Annotated in this window: 17 protein-coding genes and 1 pseudogene; 12 read left to right on the top strand and 6 right to left on the bottom strand. The window is 61.6% G+C overall.

Features of this window, described 5'->3' with window-relative positions:
* Positions 1-211: 211 nt before the first annotated feature.
* The 3 genes from RQ479_RS08465 to RQ479_RS08455 are packed head-to-tail and all read right to left on the bottom strand — an operon-like array spanning position 212 to position 1,332.
* The gene (locus tag RQ479_RS08465; protein ID WP_292654201.1) at positions 212-610 is read right to left on the bottom strand and encodes a type II toxin-antitoxin system HicB family antitoxin; all 399 of its coding nucleotides are present in this window, start codon (positions 608-610) and stop codon (positions 212-214) included.
* A 27-nt stretch (positions 611-637) separates the two neighbouring features.
* Positions 638-823, bottom strand: coding sequence for a type II toxin-antitoxin system HicA family toxin (locus RQ479_RS08460; protein ID WP_376704745.1), 186 nt, complete (start codon positions 821-823; stop codon positions 638-640).
* Between the two features lie 53 nt (positions 824-876).
* Positions 877-1,332 carry a PaaI family thioesterase gene (locus RQ479_RS08455; RefSeq protein WP_376704744.1) on the bottom strand — a complete coding sequence of 152 codons (456 nt, stop codon included), beginning with the start codon at positions 1,330-1,332 and terminating at the stop codon, positions 877-879.
* 150 nt (positions 1,333-1,482) lie between these two features.
* Between RQ479_RS08455 and RQ479_RS08450 the strand changes: the two genes are divergently transcribed.
* From RQ479_RS08450 to RQ479_RS08425, 6 genes are all read left to right on the top strand, one after another.
* Positions 1,483-2,304 carry an enoyl-CoA hydratase gene (locus RQ479_RS08450; RefSeq protein ID WP_376704743.1) on the top strand — a complete coding sequence of 274 codons (822 nt, stop codon included), beginning with the start codon at positions 1,483-1,485 and terminating at the stop codon, positions 2,302-2,304.
* 9 nt (positions 2,305-2,313) lie between these two features.
* On the top strand, positions 2,314-2,736 hold the full coding sequence (locus tag RQ479_RS08445) for a VOC family protein (RefSeq protein WP_376704742.1): 423 nt from the start codon (positions 2,314-2,316) through the stop codon (positions 2,734-2,736).
* A gap of 11 nt (positions 2,737-2,747) precedes the next feature.
* Positions 2,748-3,524, top strand: a complete 777-nt coding sequence (locus tag RQ479_RS08440; RefSeq protein ID WP_376705892.1) for an AAA family ATPase — start codon at positions 2,748-2,750, stop codon at positions 3,522-3,524.
* A complete protein-coding gene (locus tag RQ479_RS08435; RefSeq protein WP_292654186.1) occupies positions 3,521-4,042 on the top strand; it encodes a CoA-binding protein in 522 nt (173 codons plus the stop codon). The genes RQ479_RS08440 and RQ479_RS08435 overlap by 4 nt, the downstream gene beginning before the upstream one ends.
* A gap of 165 nt (positions 4,043-4,207) precedes the next feature.
* Positions 4,208-5,488: an O-acetylhomoserine aminocarboxypropyltransferase gene (locus tag RQ479_RS08430; RefSeq protein WP_376704741.1), complete on the top strand. Its 1,281-nt coding sequence runs from the start codon at positions 4,208-4,210 to the stop codon at positions 5,486-5,488.
* Entirely contained in the window at positions 5,439-5,843 is a 405-nt protein-coding gene (locus tag RQ479_RS08425) for a cupin domain-containing protein (protein ID WP_376704740.1), read from the top strand. Before RQ479_RS08430 ends, RQ479_RS08425 begins: the two co-directional genes overlap by 50 nt.
* A gap of 33 nt (positions 5,844-5,876) precedes the next feature.
* On the opposite strand, the gene RQ479_RS08420 is transcribed toward RQ479_RS08425, so the two are convergent.
* The gene (locus RQ479_RS08420; protein WP_376704739.1) at positions 5,877-7,124 is read right to left on the bottom strand and encodes a cytochrome P450; all 1,248 of its coding nucleotides are present in this window, start codon (positions 7,122-7,124) and stop codon (positions 5,877-5,879) included.
* 96 nt (positions 7,125-7,220) lie between these two features.
* On the opposite strand from RQ479_RS08420, the pseudogene RQ479_RS08415 reads away from it, so the two are divergent.
* Positions 7,221-8,323, top strand: a pseudogene (locus tag RQ479_RS08415) (NAD(P)/FAD-dependent oxidoreductase).
* Positions 8,324-8,327: 4 nt separating this feature from the next.
* Here RQ479_RS08415 and RQ479_RS08410 read toward each other — a convergent pair.
* Entirely contained in the window at positions 8,328-8,918 is a 591-nt protein-coding gene (locus RQ479_RS08410; RefSeq protein WP_376704738.1) for a hypothetical protein, read from the bottom strand.
* Positions 8,919-9,266: 348 nt separating this feature from the next.
* Between RQ479_RS08410 and clpP the strand changes: the two genes are divergently transcribed.
* The 4 genes from clpP (at position 9,267) to RQ479_RS08390 (ending at position 14,639) form a co-directional block, all read left to right on the top strand.
* The gene (gene clpP / locus RQ479_RS08405) at positions 9,267-9,896 is read left to right on the top strand and encodes an ATP-dependent Clp endopeptidase proteolytic subunit ClpP (protein ID WP_352516802.1); all 630 of its coding nucleotides are present in this window, start codon (positions 9,267-9,269) and stop codon (positions 9,894-9,896) included.
* 306 nt (positions 9,897-10,202) lie between these two features.
* A complete protein-coding gene (clpX, locus tag RQ479_RS08400; protein WP_006332719.1) occupies positions 10,203-11,477 on the top strand; it encodes an ATP-dependent Clp protease ATP-binding subunit ClpX in 1,275 nt (424 codons plus the stop codon).
* A 280-nt stretch (positions 11,478-11,757) separates the two neighbouring features.
* Complete coding sequence (gene lon, locus RQ479_RS08395) at positions 11,758-14,169, top strand: endopeptidase La (protein WP_376705891.1); 2,412 nt, start codon at positions 11,758-11,760, stop codon at positions 14,167-14,169.
* 197 nt (positions 14,170-14,366) lie between these two features.
* Positions 14,367-14,639, top strand: a complete 273-nt coding sequence (locus RQ479_RS08390) for an HU family DNA-binding protein (RefSeq protein WP_006201846.1) — start codon at positions 14,367-14,369, stop codon at positions 14,637-14,639.
* 74 nt (positions 14,640-14,713) lie between these two features.
* Here RQ479_RS08390 and RQ479_RS08385 read toward each other — a convergent pair whose 3' ends face one another.
* Positions 14,714-15,736: an aldo/keto reductase gene (locus RQ479_RS08385; protein ID WP_376704737.1), complete on the bottom strand. Its 1,023-nt coding sequence runs from the start codon at positions 15,734-15,736 to the stop codon at positions 14,714-14,716.
* A gap of 186 nt (positions 15,737-15,922) precedes the next feature.
* Between RQ479_RS08385 and RQ479_RS08380 the strand changes: the two genes are divergently transcribed.
* Positions 15,923-16,489 carry an SIS domain-containing protein gene (locus RQ479_RS08380; RefSeq protein WP_376704736.1) on the top strand — a complete coding sequence of 189 codons (567 nt, stop codon included), beginning with the start codon at positions 15,923-15,925 and terminating at the stop codon, positions 16,487-16,489.
* The last annotated feature ends 5 nt before the right edge of the window (positions 16,490-16,494 follow it).

The raw sequence follows: 16,494 nt of genomic DNA, 5'->3' as shown, positions 1-16,494 counted from the left end.
GTTGCTTGGATTGGCGAAAGGCACTTGCCGTCGCCAATAACAAAACGGCGGCCTTTGCGGGCCGCTGCTTCGTCACGGCTTATAGGGGAGGGTGGTTATCGCGTCAAGGCGCATGAAATGATTGCCTGAAGATAAACTTAAATGAAAACAAGGGTTTGAGTTGAAGGTATGATTTTACCACATCGCGATTTTTGGCCCTGTGTAGGTAAGTTCAGTGCTTTGCCTCGATTTCCTTGCGAGCTGCGCTGGAGAGGAATGCCGATCGCGTTATGCCTCGGTCGCGCGCTGCCGCGTCGATCGCCCGCAAGACGCCGCGCTCGAAAGTTACATTCGCCCTCACAACGGCGCTGTCATTGTCGATGAGTGGTACCGAGACCAGATAGCCTCCTTCAGCAAGTGCTTTGCGTATATCCGCAAGCGCGACGATCGCCTCGTGGCTGGACGGCTCGGGAACAGGCATGTCCTCCGCCCACAGTTGCAACGCTTCGACTGCATTCGGTACGATGTCTTCCGCCTCGTCCGCGGCTGAAAAGCAGCCGGGAATGTCGGGAAAGCGAATACCGAACGCACTGTCTGGATCTTTGTCGACCAACGCGAAATAGTTCTTCATCTCAGCCTCCAAGACGCTTCAGGTCGCCTATGTCCAGCCCGCTTGCTTGGCGATGGCGCGAGCTGTACCGGTTGGTAGATCCTTCTCAGGATGCGGAACGATCAACACGATCTCGCCCTTTCGGAACTTGTGATGTGAGCCGCGTATGGAAACCAGCTCGAAACCATCATCCTTGAGACGCTTCACGATTTTGCGGCTGTCATGCTCAAGCAAACGTCACCTATGCGCACATATATACACATCAACGAAAAACTCAATAGAAAGCATCAGGCCGGTTCCGGCCTTGGCGGGATCGAATAGGTGCCCGTGGCGTGCGCTACCGTGTGTCCCTCCGGGCCGGCGACGATGTCGATATCGAACACCATCAGGCTCTTGCCGAGCTTGAGGATGCGGCAATGGCCGTCGATCGGCCCGGCCTCGGCCTTGCGGACAAAATTGATGTTGAGACTGGTGGTGACCGAAAGCGCATCCGGCCCGGCATGCGAGAGCACGCAGACATAGCCGCCTATGTCGGCCAGCGTGAACAGCGCCGAACCCGAGACGGTGCCGCCGGGACGCAAATGGCGCTCGTCGGCATTCAGCCGCACGATACAGCCGCCTGGGAACACCTCCAACGCCTCGTAGAAGGTGAACTGGTCGTTGAGCTGCGGGAAAACGGTCGCCACAAGCGCGTTGACATCAGCAGCCGTCAGCACCGGCTTGAGATTGCTTTGGGCAGGCATGGCGGTCTCTCGTTTGCGCCTGCCTGTTTGAGCGCAGCGTGCGGTTTCTGGCAACAGCCATTCATTATGGCAGAAGCGGAGTGTTGGACGAAGCGAGACCCGCACACTAGATTAGTCGATCACCGATCCGGAATCGCGGAGGAATGACCCATGGCCGAAATCGTCGCCATCAAGCCTGCCGTTGCCGAAGGGCCGGTCGCCGCCCGGCTGGACAAGGGCGTGCTGCGCCTGACGCTCGCCAATCCGCCGGCCAATGCTCTATCGCTTTCAGTGATGGCGGCGCTGACGACGGAATTCGACCGCGCCAAGGCCGACAAGTCCGTCCGCGTCATCGTCCTTGGGGCGGCCGGCAAAGTGTTCTGCGCCGGGCACGACCTCAAGGAGTTGAGCACGCATCGCGCCGATGCCGATCGCGGCAGGGCCTTCTTCGAAAAGACGTTTTCCGCCTGCGCTTCACTGGTGCAGGCGATCGTTCGCCATCCCAAGCCGGTGATCGCCGAAGTCGACGGCCTGGCGACGGCGGCCGGATTGCAGCTGGTCGCCAGCTGCGACCTCGCCATCGCCTCGCACGAGGCGACCTTCTGCACGCCTGGCGTCAATATCGGACTGTTCTGCTCGACGCCGATGGTGGCGCTGTCGCGCAACGTCTCGCGCAAGCACGCCATGGAGATGCTTTTGACCGGCGAGACGATCGATGCGGCAACCGCTAAGGAATTCGGCTTGGTCAACCGCGTCGTGCCGCGCGAATATCTGAATCAGATTGTCACCAAATACGCGCAAACCATTGCGTCCAAATCCTCCTTGGTCGTCAAGATCGGCAAGGAAGCCTTCTATGAGCAGGCGGAAATGGGGCTGGCCGAGGCCTATGATTACACCGGGCGCGTCATGGTCGAGAACATGCTGGCGCGCGATGCGGAAGAGGGCATTGGCGCCTTCATCGGCAAGCGCAAGCCGGAATGGCCGGAGGAATAGGAGGCGGATATGGAACCGCGCATCTCCATCATCACCATCGCCACAGACGATCTCGACCGCGCCACGCGCTTTTATGAGGCGATGGGCCTGACCCGCCATGCCGGGATCACCGACGGCGTTGCCTTCTTCCAGATGGGCGGCGCCATTCTTGGCTTGTTTCCGCGCCCAAGCGCCGAGGAGGATTCGGGCGTTACCTTCTCCAAGGCACCGTCGGCGGTCTACCTTGCCTACAACACCCGCTCCGACGCCGAAGTCGATGAAGTGCTGGCGATGGCCGAGAAGGCTGGCGGCCGTATCGTCAAGCCGGCGCAACGCGCCTTCTGGGGCGGCTGGTACGGCTATTTCGCCGATGCGGACGGGCATGTCTGGGAGGTGGCGCACAATCCGGCTTTTCCGATCGCGGAAGACGGATCGATTTCGCTGCCGGCCTGACGAGGTCCCCTCTGGCTCATCGCAAGCAACTGACGCGGCTGAAGGCGCCCTATCTCAAGCGTATTCTGATCGAGCCCGGCCGGGTCGTCGATTGGGAAAAATATCCCTGGAACCTGCCGATCTTTCACGGCCACGAATTCGAGCTCGAATTCACCACGCCGATCACCATCATCGTCGGCGAGAACGGCACCGGCAAATCGACATTGCTCGAAGCGATCGGCGCGCTGGCCGGCTACGATGAAGCTGGCGGCGGCAAGGGCTACATGCCGGTCGACCATTCCCGCGCCATCGATAAGAGCGGCGCCGCGCTGGCGGCAACGTTGCGCGGCCACTGGTTGCCGAAGGTCACCGCTGGCTGGTTCTTTCGCGCCGAATCCTTCTATTCGGTCGCTCGCTATCTAGATCAGGCTGCTATCGACGTACATGAGGCGCCGCCCGACTTCCTGTCCTGGTCGCATGGCGAGGGCTTCATCAGATTCTTCGAGGAGCGCTGCCGCCGGCAGGGCATTTACATCCTGGACGAGCCCGAAAGCGCCTTGTCGCCGACGCGGCAGATCGAACTTCTCAAGATGCTGCGGCGGATGGACCAGTCCGGCACGGCGCAAGTGATCATGGCGACGCATTCGCCGCTGCTGATGGCCTGTCCCGGCGCGCGGCTGTTCCGCATCAGCCGGTCCGGGCTCGATCCCACCGATCTTAGCGATACCGACCATTTCCGCATGATGCGCAATTTTTGCAATGATCCAGATGGTTTTCTCGCCGAAGCGCTGTATGAGGACGAGGCATGAACCACGACGCCTACGACAACGCCTATATCGCCGGCATCCTCAATTCGGTGAAGACCATCGCCATGGTCGGCGCGTCGGCCAATGACGTGCGGCCGAGCTATTTCGTGCTGAAATATCTGCTCGGCAAGGGGTTTTCGGTGTTCCCGATCAATCCCGGCCAGGCCGGCAAGGAGATCCTCGGCCAGATGACCTACGCCAGGCTCGCCGACGTTCCGGGACCTGTCGACATGATCGACGTGTTTCGCGCTTCCTCTGCCGTGCCGGGCATTGTCGACGAGGTATTGCGGCTCGATCCGCTGCCGAAGGTCATCTGGATGCAGCTTGGCATACGCCATGACGAGGCAGCCGCACGCGCCGAAGCTGCCGGCATCAAGGTGGTGATGAACCGTTGCCCCAAGATCGAATATGGCAAGCTGTCCGGCGAGATCGGCTGGACCGGCGTCAATTCAGGCGTGCTGTCCTCCAAGAAGCCGCTGATGCGCCCGGGGTTCCAGAGTTTCGGCGTTCGCCAGAAGTAGGTAGTGAATGGTGAATGGTGAATGGTGAATAGAAGGATTTTTCTGGAAGGCGGGCAAGGCGGCATATGAGCCGCTTGCAATCAGGGTGGGGCTGGCCGACTTTGCCATTCACCATTCACCATTCACCATTCACCATTCACCATTCACCATTGAGGGAGGTTTTCGATGGCCCGCACGCCCGGTTTCAATACGCTCGCCGTCCATGCCGGCGCCAAGCCGGATCCGGCGACAGGGGCGCGAGCGACGCCGATCTACCAGACGACCTCCTTCGTCTTCGACGATGCCGACCATGCCGCCTCGCTGTTCGGGCTGAAGGCGTTCGGCAACATCTACACCCGCATCATGAACCCGACCCAGGCGGTGCTGGAAGAGCGCATCGCGGCACTCGAAGGCGGCACGGCAGGCCTTGCCGTCGCCTCCGGCCATGCCGCGCAGGTGCTGGTCTTCCACAATCTGATGCAGCCCGGCGACAATTTCGTTTCAGCGACAAAGCTTTACGGCGGCTCGATCAACCAGTTCGGCCACGCCTTCAAGAATTTCGGTTGGCAGGTGCGCTGGGCCGACACCAACGACATCTCGACCTTCGAGAGCCAGATCGACGACAAGACCAAGGCGATCTTCATCGAAAGCCTGGCCAATCCGGGCGGCGTCTTCGTCGACATCGAGAAGATCGGCGACATTGCCCGTAAGCACGGCCTGCCGTTGATCGTCGACAACACACTGGCCTCGCCCTATCTGCTGCGGCCGATCGAACATGGCGCCGACATCGTCGTGCATTCGCTGACCAAGTTCATCGGCGGCCACGGCAATTCGATCGGCGGCGCCATCGTCGACGGCGGCACCTTCGACTGGTCGAAGTCGGGCAAATATCCGATGCTTTCGGAGCCGCGCCCCGAATATGGCGGCCTCGTCCTGCACGAAACCTTCGGCAATTTCGCTTTCGCCATTGCCGCCCGCGTGCTCGGCCTGCGCGATATCGGCGCGGCGATTTCGCCGTTCAACGCGTTCCTGATCCTGACCGGCCTGGAAACCTTGCCGCTCAGGATGCAGCGCCATTGCGACAACGCGGCGGCGGTCGCCGGATGGCTGTCCAACCACCCCAAGGTCGCCTGGGTGTCCTATCCCGGCCTGCCCAGCGACAAGAACAACGCGTTGCAGAAGAAGTACTCGCCGCTTGGCGCCGGCGCGGTGTTCACCTTCGGGTTGAAGGGCGGCTACGCGGCGGGCATCAAATTCGTCGAGGCGCTCGAACTGTTCTCGCACCTGGCTAATGTCGGCGACACCAAGTCGCTGGTCATCCACCCGGCATCGACCACGCATCGCCAGCTTTCCGACGAGCAGAAGATCAACGCCGGGGCAGGGCCGGACACGGTCAGGCTCTCGGTCGGCATCGAGGATGTCGACGACATCGTCGCTGATCTGGAACAGGCTCTCGCCAAGGTTTGATCGCCATGACCAGCCGAAATTTCTTTCCGTCGGCGTCGACACCGTCGAACCGGAGCTTGGCGCACCGGCGCCGGATCGCCTGATTTCGGGCGATCCGAAATTCCGCACCTGGAATGTTGAGGAGCAGGACGGCGGCCTCTATGCCGGCATATGGGAAGCAACGCCAGGCAAATGGCGCATCGAATATGATGAGTGGGAGTTCTGCCACATCCTGTCAGGGGTTTCGGTGATCGCCGAAGACGGCGGCGACGCGCGCACTGTCGGGGCCGGCGACAGTTTCGTGCTGAGGCCTGGCTTCAAGGGCAGCTGGGAAGTGCTTGAAACGACTCGCAAGGAGTATGTGATCAAGCTTTGATCACCCTGCGGCTGAGCCTGCCGGACCGAATGCTCAAAAGCGCACGGCGACCGTTTCCAGCCCGTGGAAATGATAGCTGTCGCGGAAGCGCGGCTGTTCGGCAAGATGCAACTGCGGTAGCCGGTCGAACAGGGTTTTCAGCGACACCTGCAATTCGAGCCGGGCGAGCGGCGCGCCGATGCAGAAATGGATGCCGGCGCCGAACGATACGTTCTTCTGGTCGGCACGGTCCGGCCTGAAGGCGAGGGGCTCGGCAAACGCAGTAGGGTCGCGATTGGCCATGCCGAGCAACAGCCCGATCGTCTCGCCCGACCGGACGATGATCCCCGGCCCGGCCTCGACCTCCTGATAGGCGTAGCGCGTGAACATGTGCAGCGGCGCGTCGAAGCGCAGGCACTCTTCGACCGTCGCGGCTGTTGCTTCCGGCGAGGCGAAGAAGCGGCGCGGGTCGCCGCCTTGCGCAAGGATCGAGCGCACCGCATTGCCGGTCTGGTGGACAGTTGCTTCATGGCCGGCATTGAGCAAAAGGATGGCCGAGGATACCAGCTCGCCCACCGACAGTTTCTGGCCGTCCTCCTGTGCCGCAATCAGCAGCGACAGAAGATCCTCGCCCGGCCTCTTTCGCCGCTCGGCGACGTAGCCGCGCAGAAAATCGGAAAAGTCGCGCGCGGCGCGATTGGCTGTCTCCTCCGTCTCGCGGGTGCGGCCATGCATGTACATGGCGACCATCCGATGCGACCAGTCGAGCAGCTGCGGCCCCATGTCGACCGGCACGCCGAGCATTTCCGCAATGATGGTGATCGGCAAGGGAGCGGCGAACGCCGGCAGCAGGTCGACTCCTCCTGGTTCGAAACGGTCGATCAATCCATCGGCCAGCGCCTCGACGCGCGGCCTGAGCCGCTCGACCTGGCGCGAGACGAAGGCGCGGTTGACCAGCGTTCTGAGCCGTGTGTGGACGGGCGGCTCCAGCTCCAGCATCGAATTGGCCTCGACGCCGTCGAAGGCGCTGAGATGCGTGCGGTCCTGGCCGATGCCCCGGCTGTCCGGAATGCCGGCCGGGTTCTGGCGGCCGAAGCGGCGATCGCGCAACAGACGGTTGACGTCGTCGAAGCCGCCAAAGCACCAGAAACCAAATTCTTCCCAGAGGAAGGCGTTCGATGCGCCGTGCAGGAAGGCATAGGCCTCGTATGGATTCTGGAAAAAGGCCGGCTCGTGCGGATCGAGCCGCAGGCGACGTGTGGCTGGATCAAAGGCAAGGTAGGGCGGCTTCAATTCGGTCATGCCAGATCATTAGCGCGGCTTGCCAGTCTGGTGCCAGACCGTATGTTGGCCCTCCCGTGAGGTGAGCCGCGGAGCGGTTGCGGAAGGACGGTTGTCATGAATGTGATCGTGGTCGGTGCAGGCATTGCCGGGCTTTCCACAGCGTGGTCGCTGGTCAAGGCCGGGCACCTCGTCTCGATCGTCGAGCAGGGACCGATCCCCAATCCGCTTGCAGCGTCGGGCGACCATCATCGCATTATCCGCCGCGCCTACCGGGCTGGCACGGGCTACGGCCGGCTGATCACCGAAGCTTATGAGGCCTGGGGCGAGATGTGGGCCGATCTCGGCGAAAGCCATCTCGATCCGCGCGGCTTCATCTGTATTTCGCGGGAGCCGGAGATGAGGCGGAGGAATACCGCGAGGGCATGGAAGCGGGGAGCTATCCTTTCGATTTGTTCGAACCGGACGCCGCGGTTGAACGCTGGCCGTTCCTGCAGCCCGGTTCGTTCCGCTATGCGTATTTTTCGCCGGACGGTGGCGCGTTGCACTGCCGCAAGATCGCCTGGGGCCTCGCCCGATGGCTGCGCGAGAACGGCGCCAATGTCTACGAAAACAGTAAGGTGGTCGAGATCGACGCCGACGTCGGACATGTCGTGCTTGCGAGCGGCGAAACGATGCAGGCCGACCGGATCATCGTCGCTGCCGGTGCCTGGGTGCTAAAGCTGTCCCCGGAGCTGGATGGCCAACTGAAAACCTGGCGCACCGCGCTCGCCTATGTCGAACCGCCGGCGGATCTGAAAGCAGCTTGGCAGGCTGCACCCGTTGTCCTCGACATCGGCGGCAGCGTCGACGGCTATGCAATCCCGCCGACAGGTGGCGCCGGCATGAAATTCGGCTCGGGCCTGCACAGGGTGCCGACCAGCGATGCCGACTGGAACCGCCAGCCGGTGCCGGGCGAGGGTGAGGCGATCCGCAACCTGTTTTCGCCGCCGATTGCCCGCATCGAGGAATACAAGGTCACCAAAGTGGTCACCTGCGCCTACACCTTCACCGCCGACGAGAAGTTCCTGGCCCACCGCAAAGGCAAATGCCTGGTCGTCTCGGCCTGCTCCGGCCACGGCTACAAGTTCGGCGCGGCAGTTGGCAGAAGGGTTGCGGCCTGCGTCAGCAATGGCGATGTCGACGGCCTGAAGAAATGGCTCAGGGCCGAGGCGGCCTGAGCGCCTAGTATCGGCAATGCCTCGGAATATGCACGCGCCGCCAGCTCGATGAGCCCTCCCTAACAACCACGCGGCGAGCCACTGTCTGATAGGACGCCGGAATGTCGATGATGCGCCGCTGCTCCGGCCGCACCAGCACCTCTTCGGCGACGCTCTCATATTCGGCGGGGAGGACAACGCGCCGACGGCGTTCCGGCTCAACCACGACGATTTCGGCCACGCGTTCATAGCGCGCCTTGTGCCTGACCTTGCACAGCACCTTGCGGCCATTGATGATGCGCCATTCCCAGGAATAGCCGCCGTCATCGACCCTCACGGAGCGGTAGATGGTGCGGGTAATGGCGGGCACGATCTCATAGCTGACGCGCGCCGACGCGATCTGCACCACGCGCTCGCGCGTCCCGTAGATTGGCGCCTCGTATTCCACCTGCTGGCCGGCTGGGCTGACGAGCACGTCCTCATAGACCGTGTCGTAGACGGCCGGCCGGTTGACCTGCTCGTAGCATTCGACCGCGCGTCCGCCGGCAGCCGGCTCGGACGCCATGCCGAGAACGGTGATGCCGGTAAGGGCCAAGGAAGCAGTTTTCCTGATCATCGCACTCCCCCTTATTTGAACTGCGTGAAGCGGGTTCAACGTTGGATTGTAGGGCAAGCCGCGGCCGGAAAAAGCGGTTTCACCACTTTTCGTTAAGCGATGCGGTTAAGAAACTGCTAAACAACGGCCAGGCATGAGCGCCCCTTCCCACCGCAGGAGAGGGGCTGCCGGCACGGCGACAGGCGAAACTGGTTTGGAAACCTTGATTCGACTTAACCGGATGGCTAGGAGAGGCGGCCTTGCGCTAGGGTGAGCCGGCATCCTATTTACACAATAACGATCCAGAACCGATTCTGCCCGATTGCAAATCTCCGGCGCCGGAATCCCATCCTCAAAAAGGGATAGTCCATGAAGAACCCCGTCGAAACCTACATGAACCTCGTTCCGATGGTGGTCGAACAGACCAATCGCGGCGAGCGGGCCTACGACATTTTCTCGCGGCTCCTCAAGGAGCGCATCATTTTCATCACCGGCCCGGTCGAGGACGGCATGGCGACGCTGGTCTGCGCGCAGCTGCTGTTCCTCGAGGCGGAGAATCCGAAGAAGGAAATCAACCTCTATATCAACTCGCCCGGCGGCGTCGTCACCTCCGGCATGGCGATCTACGACACAATGCAGTTCATCAAGCCCGCTGTGTCGACGCTGTGCATCGGCCAGGCCGCATCGATGGGCTCGCTGCTTCTCACCGCAGGCGAGAAGGGCATGCGCTTTGCCACGCCGAACGCCCGCATCATGGTCCACCAGCCTTCCGGCGGCTTCCAGGGCCAGGCCTCCGACATCGAGCGTCATGCGCAGGACATCATCAAGCTGAAGCGCCGCCTCAATGAGGTTTACGTCAAGCACACCGGCAAGAGCTACGATGAGATTGAAAAAACGCTCGACCGTGACCATTTCATGACTGCCGACGAGGCCAGGGATTTCGGCCTCATCGACAAGGTCATTTCGTCACGTGAGCCGGTCGAAGGTATTGCCTTATAGGTCCGCGGTGGCCCCGCGGTGGCAATGAGTGGCGGGATCACGCGCTTTTGGCGCAGCTTGCGGCATTTCGGCCACAATTGGCTGTTCCCTCGACGGGTGCAATTGCCTACGTTAAGGCTATGTTGATTTTCGACGGCTTAGCTTTGCGCGTGGGGTTGTTCGAATCATTGCCCCGTTTTCCGATTTGTGTTTCGTACGGAATGCGTTGCGGGAGCCGGGGCACTGGCGGCAGCGGATTCCCGCGATAGATTGAATATACGCCCTTTCAACCAGACCATCGGCGGGCGGCCATGAAAGGACAGGAAAATGAGCAAGGTCGGCAACAACAGCGGTGATTCCAAGAACACGCTTTATTGCTCGTTTTGCGGCAAAAGCCAGCACGAAGTGCGCAAGCTGATCGCCGGGCCGACGGTGTTCATCTGCGACGAATGCGTCGAACTGTGCATGGACATCATCCGCGAGGAGAACAAGACCTCGATGGTGAAGTCGCGCGAGGGCGTGCCGACCCCGCAGGAAATCCTAAAAGTTCTCGACGACTACGTCATCGGCCAGCCCTACGCCAAGCGCGTACTGTCGGTGGCCGTCCACAACCACTACAAGCGCCTCGCCCATGCCGGCAAGAACAACGACGTCGAGCTGGCGAAGTCGAACATCCTGCTCATCGGCCCGACCGGTTGCGGCAAGACGCTGCTGGCGCAGACGCTGGCCCGTATCATCGACGTCCCCTTCACCATGGCCGACGCGACGACGCTGACCGAGGCCGGCTATGTCGGCGAGGATGTCGAGAACATCATCCTGAAGCTGTTGCAATCGGCCGACTACAATGTCGAGCGCGCCCAGCGCGGCATCGTCTATATCGACGAGATCGACAAGATATCGCGCAAGTCGGACAATCCCTCGATCACCCGCGACGTATCGGGCGAGGGCGTGCAGCAGGCACTTTTGAAGATCATGGAAGGCACCGTTGCCTCCGTGCCGCCGCAGGGCGGCAGGAAGCATCCGCAGCAGGAATTTCTGCAGGTCGACACCGCCAACATCCTGTTCATCTGCGGCGGCGCTTTCGCCGGCCTGGACAAGATCATCTCGGATCGCGGCAGGAAGACCTCGATCGGTTTCGGCGCCATCGTCGCTTCGCCCGAGGATCGTCGCACCGGCGATGTTTTCCGCCTGGTCGAGCCTGAAGATCTCTTGAAGTTCGGCCTCATTCCCGAGTTCGTCGGCCGTCTGCCTGTCTTGGCCACGCTCGAGGATCTCGACGAGCCGGCACTGATCCAGATCCTGACCGAGCCGAAGAACGCGCTGGTCAAGCAGTATCAGCGGCTGTTCGAGATGGAGAATGTCGACCTGACCTTCCACGAGAACGCGCTGTCGGCAATCGCCAAGCGCGCCATCGAGCGCAAGACCGGCGCACGCGGCCTGCGTTCGATCATGGAAGCGATTCTGCTCGACACCATGTTCGAGCTGCCGGCACTGGAAGGCGTGCGCGAAGTGGTTATTTCGGAAGAGGTGGTGTCAGGCAACGCCAGGCCGCTCTACATCTATTCCGAGCAGAAGGAAAAGAAGGGCAACGTCAGCGCCTGACGTGAGCCGGCAACGGATTTTTCTGAAACGGCGCCGCAGGGCGCCGTTTTGCTGTCGCACACCGCGTACGGCGCCGCGAAATGGCCGCGTATTGGAGGGACGGACCGTGTTGACCCTTGATCTTTACCCACTGTGCCTCCAACTAATGCCAGAAGGCCGTGGTGCCGAATTCTGTGCTGTAAAACTCCCGTCACAAACGGTGGTAGGCGGAACGATCCCCGGTCGTTAATATGAGATTCGCGGTTGGCCGATTGGCGGCCGCGACATGAAAGGTTGGACAATGGCCAAATTATCCAAGGCTCCCAGCGACGGCGTCTTTGCAGTCCTCCCACTGCGCGACATCGTGGTGTTCCCGCACATGATCGTTCCGCTCTTTGTCGGGCGTGAAAAGTCGATCAAGGCGCTGGAAGAAGTGATGGGTCAGGAAAAGCAGATCCTGCTTGCGACCCAGATGAATGCCGCCGACGACGATCCGGAGGCCGATGCCATCTTTGACATCGGCACGCTCGCCAATGTGTTGCAATTGCTGAAACTGCCGGACGGCACCGTCAAGGTGCTGGTCGAAGGTGCCTCGCGCGCGAAAATCGTCGCGTTCACCGACCGTCCCGACTTCCATGAAGCCCGTGCCGCTGCGCTGGTCGAACCGGATGAGGAAGAGGTCGAGGTCGAGGCGCTGGCACGTTCCGTGGTCACCGACTTCGAGAACTACGTCAAGCTGAACAAGAAGATCTCGCCCGAAGTGGTAGGTGCCGCCAGCCAGATCGACGACTATTCCAAGCTCGCCGACACGGTCGCTTCGCATCTTGCCATCAAGATCCCCGAGAAGCAGGAGATGCTCGCCACGCTGTCCGTCAAGGAACGGCTGGAGAAGGCGATGGGCTTCATGGAAGCCGAAATCTCGGTGCTCCAGGTCGAGAAGCGCATCCGCTCGCGCGTCAAGCGCCAGATGGAGAAGACGCAGCGCGAATACTACCTCAACGAGCAGATGAAGGCGATCCAGAAGGAGCTCGGCGAGGGCGAGGACGGCCGCGACGAGGCCGCCGAGATCGAGGCGCGCATCAAGAAGACCAAGCTCTCCAAGGAGGCCCGCGAAAAGGCGGAAGCCGAACTGAAGAAGCTGCGGACGATGTCGCCGATGTCGGCTGAATCGACCGTCGTGCGCAACTATCTCGACTGGCTGCTGTCGATCCCGTGGGGCAGGAACTCCAAGGTCAAGCAGGATCTGGCCTTTGCCCAGAACGTGCTCGATACGGATCATTTCGGCCTCGACAAGGTCAAGGACCGCATCGTCGAATACCTCGCTGTGCAGAGCCGCCAGAAGAAGCTGAAGGGGCCGATCCTGTGCCTCGTCGGACCTCCCGGCGTCGGCAAGACCTCGCTCGGCAAGTCGATCGCCAAGGCGACCGGCCGCGAGTTCATCCGCATGGCGCTGGGCGGCGTGCGCGACGAGGCCGAGATCCGTGGTCACCGCCGCACCTATATCGGCTCGATGCCCGGCAAGGTCATCCAGTCGATGAAGAAGGCGAAGAAATCCAACCCGCTCTTCCTGCTCGACGAGATCGACAAGATGGGCCAGGATTTCCGCGGCGATCCGTCATCGGCTTTGCTCGAGGTGCTCGATCCCGAGCAGAACTCGACGTTCATGGACCATTACCTCGAGGTCGAATACGACCTGTCGAGCGTGATGTTCGTGACGACGGCGAACACGCTGAACATCCCTGCGCCCTTGATGGACCGCATGGAGATCATCCGTATCGCCGGCTACACCGAGGACGAGAAGATCGAGATCGCCAAGCGTCACCTGATGCCCAAGGTGATCCGCGACCACGCGTTGCAGCCGAAGGAGTTCTCCGTCGGCGAGGACGCGATCCGCGGCATCATCCAGACCTATACCCGTGAAGCGGGCGTCAGGAGCCTGGAACGCGAGCTGATGAAGCTCGGCCGCAAGGCGGTGACCGAGATCCTGAAGACGAAGAAGAAGACGATCAACATCACGGCGGACAATCTTGCCGATTACCTTGGTGTTCCGCGCTTCCGCTTCGGCCAGGTCGAGAGCGACGATCAGGTCGGCGTGGTCACCGGGCTCGCCTGGACGGAAGTCGGCGGCGAGCTGTTGACGGTGGAAGGCGTCATGATGCCCGGCAAGGGCCGCATGACCGTGACCGGCAATCTGCGCGACGTGATGAAGGAATCGATCTCTGCGGCGGCCTCTTACGTCCGCTCGCGGGCCATCGATTTCGGCGTCGAGCCGCCGCTGTTCGACAAGCGCGATATCCACGTCCACGTGCCAGAGGGTGCAACCCCGAAGGACGGACCGTCGGCTGGCGTGGCGATGGCGACGGCGATCGTCTCGGTGCTGACCGGTATCCCGGTCAGGGCCGATGTGGCGATGACCGGCGAGATCACGTTGCGTGGCAGGGTGCTGCCGATCGGCGGCCTTAAGGAAAAGCTGCTTGCCGCACTGCGCGGCGGCATCAAGAAGGTGCTGATCCCGGAAGAGAACGCCAAGGATCTGGCGGAGATTCCGGAAAACGTGAAGAGCGGCATGGAAATCATCCCGGTCTCACGCGTTGGCGAAGTGTTGCGCCATGCGCTGGTGCGCATGCCGGAACCGATCCAGTGGGTCGAACCCGTTAGTGCACCGGCCGTGGTCGATGTCGGAGACGAGGCTGGTAAATCGCTGGCGCATTAGTTCTTGCTAAAGTTGCAATGCACAAAGAGAGAGCCGGGCCTTGAGCCCGGCTTTTTCATGTGAAGAACCCCGGATTTCCGGGCTTTTTTCGACATTCTTGGCGCTTTTCGACTTGGTTGCCGGAGCGCTTCTTTCTAAAGTCCGTTTCCTGCCGGATCGAGTCGAGTGTTCCGGTTTTCTCATGGAAGGGAATTTTTATGAACAAGAACGAACTGGTATCCGCTGTCGCCGATGCCGCGAGTATTTCGAAGGGTGACGCGCAGTCGGCGGTTGATGCGGTGTTTTCCGTCATCACCGGCGAACTGAAAAAGGGCGGCGATGTCCGGCTTGTCGGCTTCGGAAATTTCACCGTGTCAAAACGCGCCGCGTCGACCGGCCGCAATCCGCAGACCGGTGCGGAAGTGAAGATCCCGGCGCGCACCGTGCCGAAGTTCTCGGCCGGCAAGGGCCTCAAGGACGCTGTCAACTAAGCGCCTCCTTAAGTCTTTCAGAGAAAAGAAAAGCCGGCATATCCGGTTTTTCTTTTCTGTTGGAAAAGGCGGCGCTATGCCGTCGGCGCGTCCGTGCGCATCAAGCCTTCTTTCTTGAGATCGGCCCACAGCGCCGATGGCAGCTTCGCGTCGAGCAGCGAGCGATTGCTTTCGACTTCGCCCGGCCGCTGGCCGCCGGGGATTACCGAGACGACCGAGGGATGCAACAGCGGGAACTGCAGCGCCGCCTCGATCAGGCGCACGCCGTGGCGCTTGCAGACGGCCTCGATGCGGGTAACGCGGTCGATGATGTCCTGCGGCGCCTCCGAATAATTGTAGTAGGCGCCGGGCTTCGGCCCGGTTGCGAGGATGCCGGAATTGTACGGCCCGCCGAGAACGATGCCGATGCCGCGTTGCTGGCATAGCGGCAGGAAAGACTGCAGCGCTTCCTGCTCCAGCAGCGTGTAACGCCCGGCAAGCAGGAACAGATCGAAATCGCCGCGCTCGGCCAACGTCTGGGCAACCTGCCACTCGTTGATGCCGCCGCCGAACGCCTTGATCACGCCCTGGTCGCGCAATGCCAGCAATCCGTAGTAGCCGGAGCTCATGAATTCCTGGATGCGCTGGTCCGAGGCTTCCTTGCTGCCATGGGTGAAGATGTCGACATCGTGCACGAAGAGGATGTCGATGCGGTCGACGCCGAGCCGTTCCAGCGAGGCTTCGAAGGAGCGCATGACGCCGTCATAACTGTAGTCGTAGACCTCGCGGCGCGATGGGGTGTCGAAGAATTTGCCGATGCCGGTGCGCTGATCCGGCGGGCAGGCGCGCATGATGCGCCCGACTTTGGTGGACAGCACGTAGAGGTCGCGCTTCTTCGAACGCAGGAACGGATTGAGCCGCGTTTCGGCAAGGCCCAGCCCATAAAGCGGCGCGGTGTCGAAGTAGCGGCAGCCGACCCGCCATGCCGTCTCCAGAGTGGCACTGGCATCCTCGTCGGAGACGGCGCGGTAGAGATTGCCGAGCGGCGCGGTGCCGAAGCCGAGCTCGGTGAAGTTGATGCCGCCATTGCCGATGCGGTCGAAATGCCGTGTCTTCATATGCTGCCGTTTCCTCGTTTTTGCGATTTGCCATGACACTATCACGGCTGCAGCGCATCAAAAGCACTGCGTGTCGTTGGACACCGATTTTCGCGGTGATAGCATGAGTGAAAACAAGCTGTTCGGGGCAGATGTGACTGAGATATTCAAGTGGTTCTCCGGCACCTGCAAGCTGGTGCAAATGTCATGACGGACGCCGGCGAAAACCTGTTTGGGATTGCGCTGAGCGAGCTTGGCACCGTGCTGGAGCGTATCGACGAAAGCCGCATCGACGCCGCTTGCGCCATCTTGGCCGGAGCTAGAAAGATCGTCACCTATGGCTGCGGCCGCGAGGCGCTGCAGGTCAAGGGTTTTGCCATGCGGCTCTACCATCTCGGCCTGCCGGTGTCGGTTGTCGGCGACATGACCACGCCGCCGCTGGGCGCGGGCGATGTCTTCTTCGCAAGTTCCGGCCCGGGGGAGACATCGACGGTGCTGACCTTGATGCGGGTCGCACGTGAGGCCGGTGCCGCCGTCCTGCTGCTCACCGCGCACGCCGACAGCAATGCCGCGAAGCTGGCCGACTTCACACTGCTTATCCCCGCTCAGACCATGGCCGACGACCAGGGCCCGGAAAAGACATCCGTGCTGCCGATGGGCTCGGTTTTCGAAGGCGCGCTGTTCGTCCTCTTCGAAGTGATGGTGCTGAAGCTCAGGGATCTGACCGGCGTCTCGCCGGAAGCGATGCGCGCCCGCCACACCAATATGGAGTAGGTGTC

It is taken from the genome of Mesorhizobium sp. ISC25 (assembly GCF_042295465.1).
Taxonomy (GTDB): domain Bacteria; phylum Pseudomonadota; class Alphaproteobacteria; order Rhizobiales; family Rhizobiaceae; genus Mesorhizobium.
This window is presented reverse-complemented; position numbering and strand designations above follow the sequence as displayed.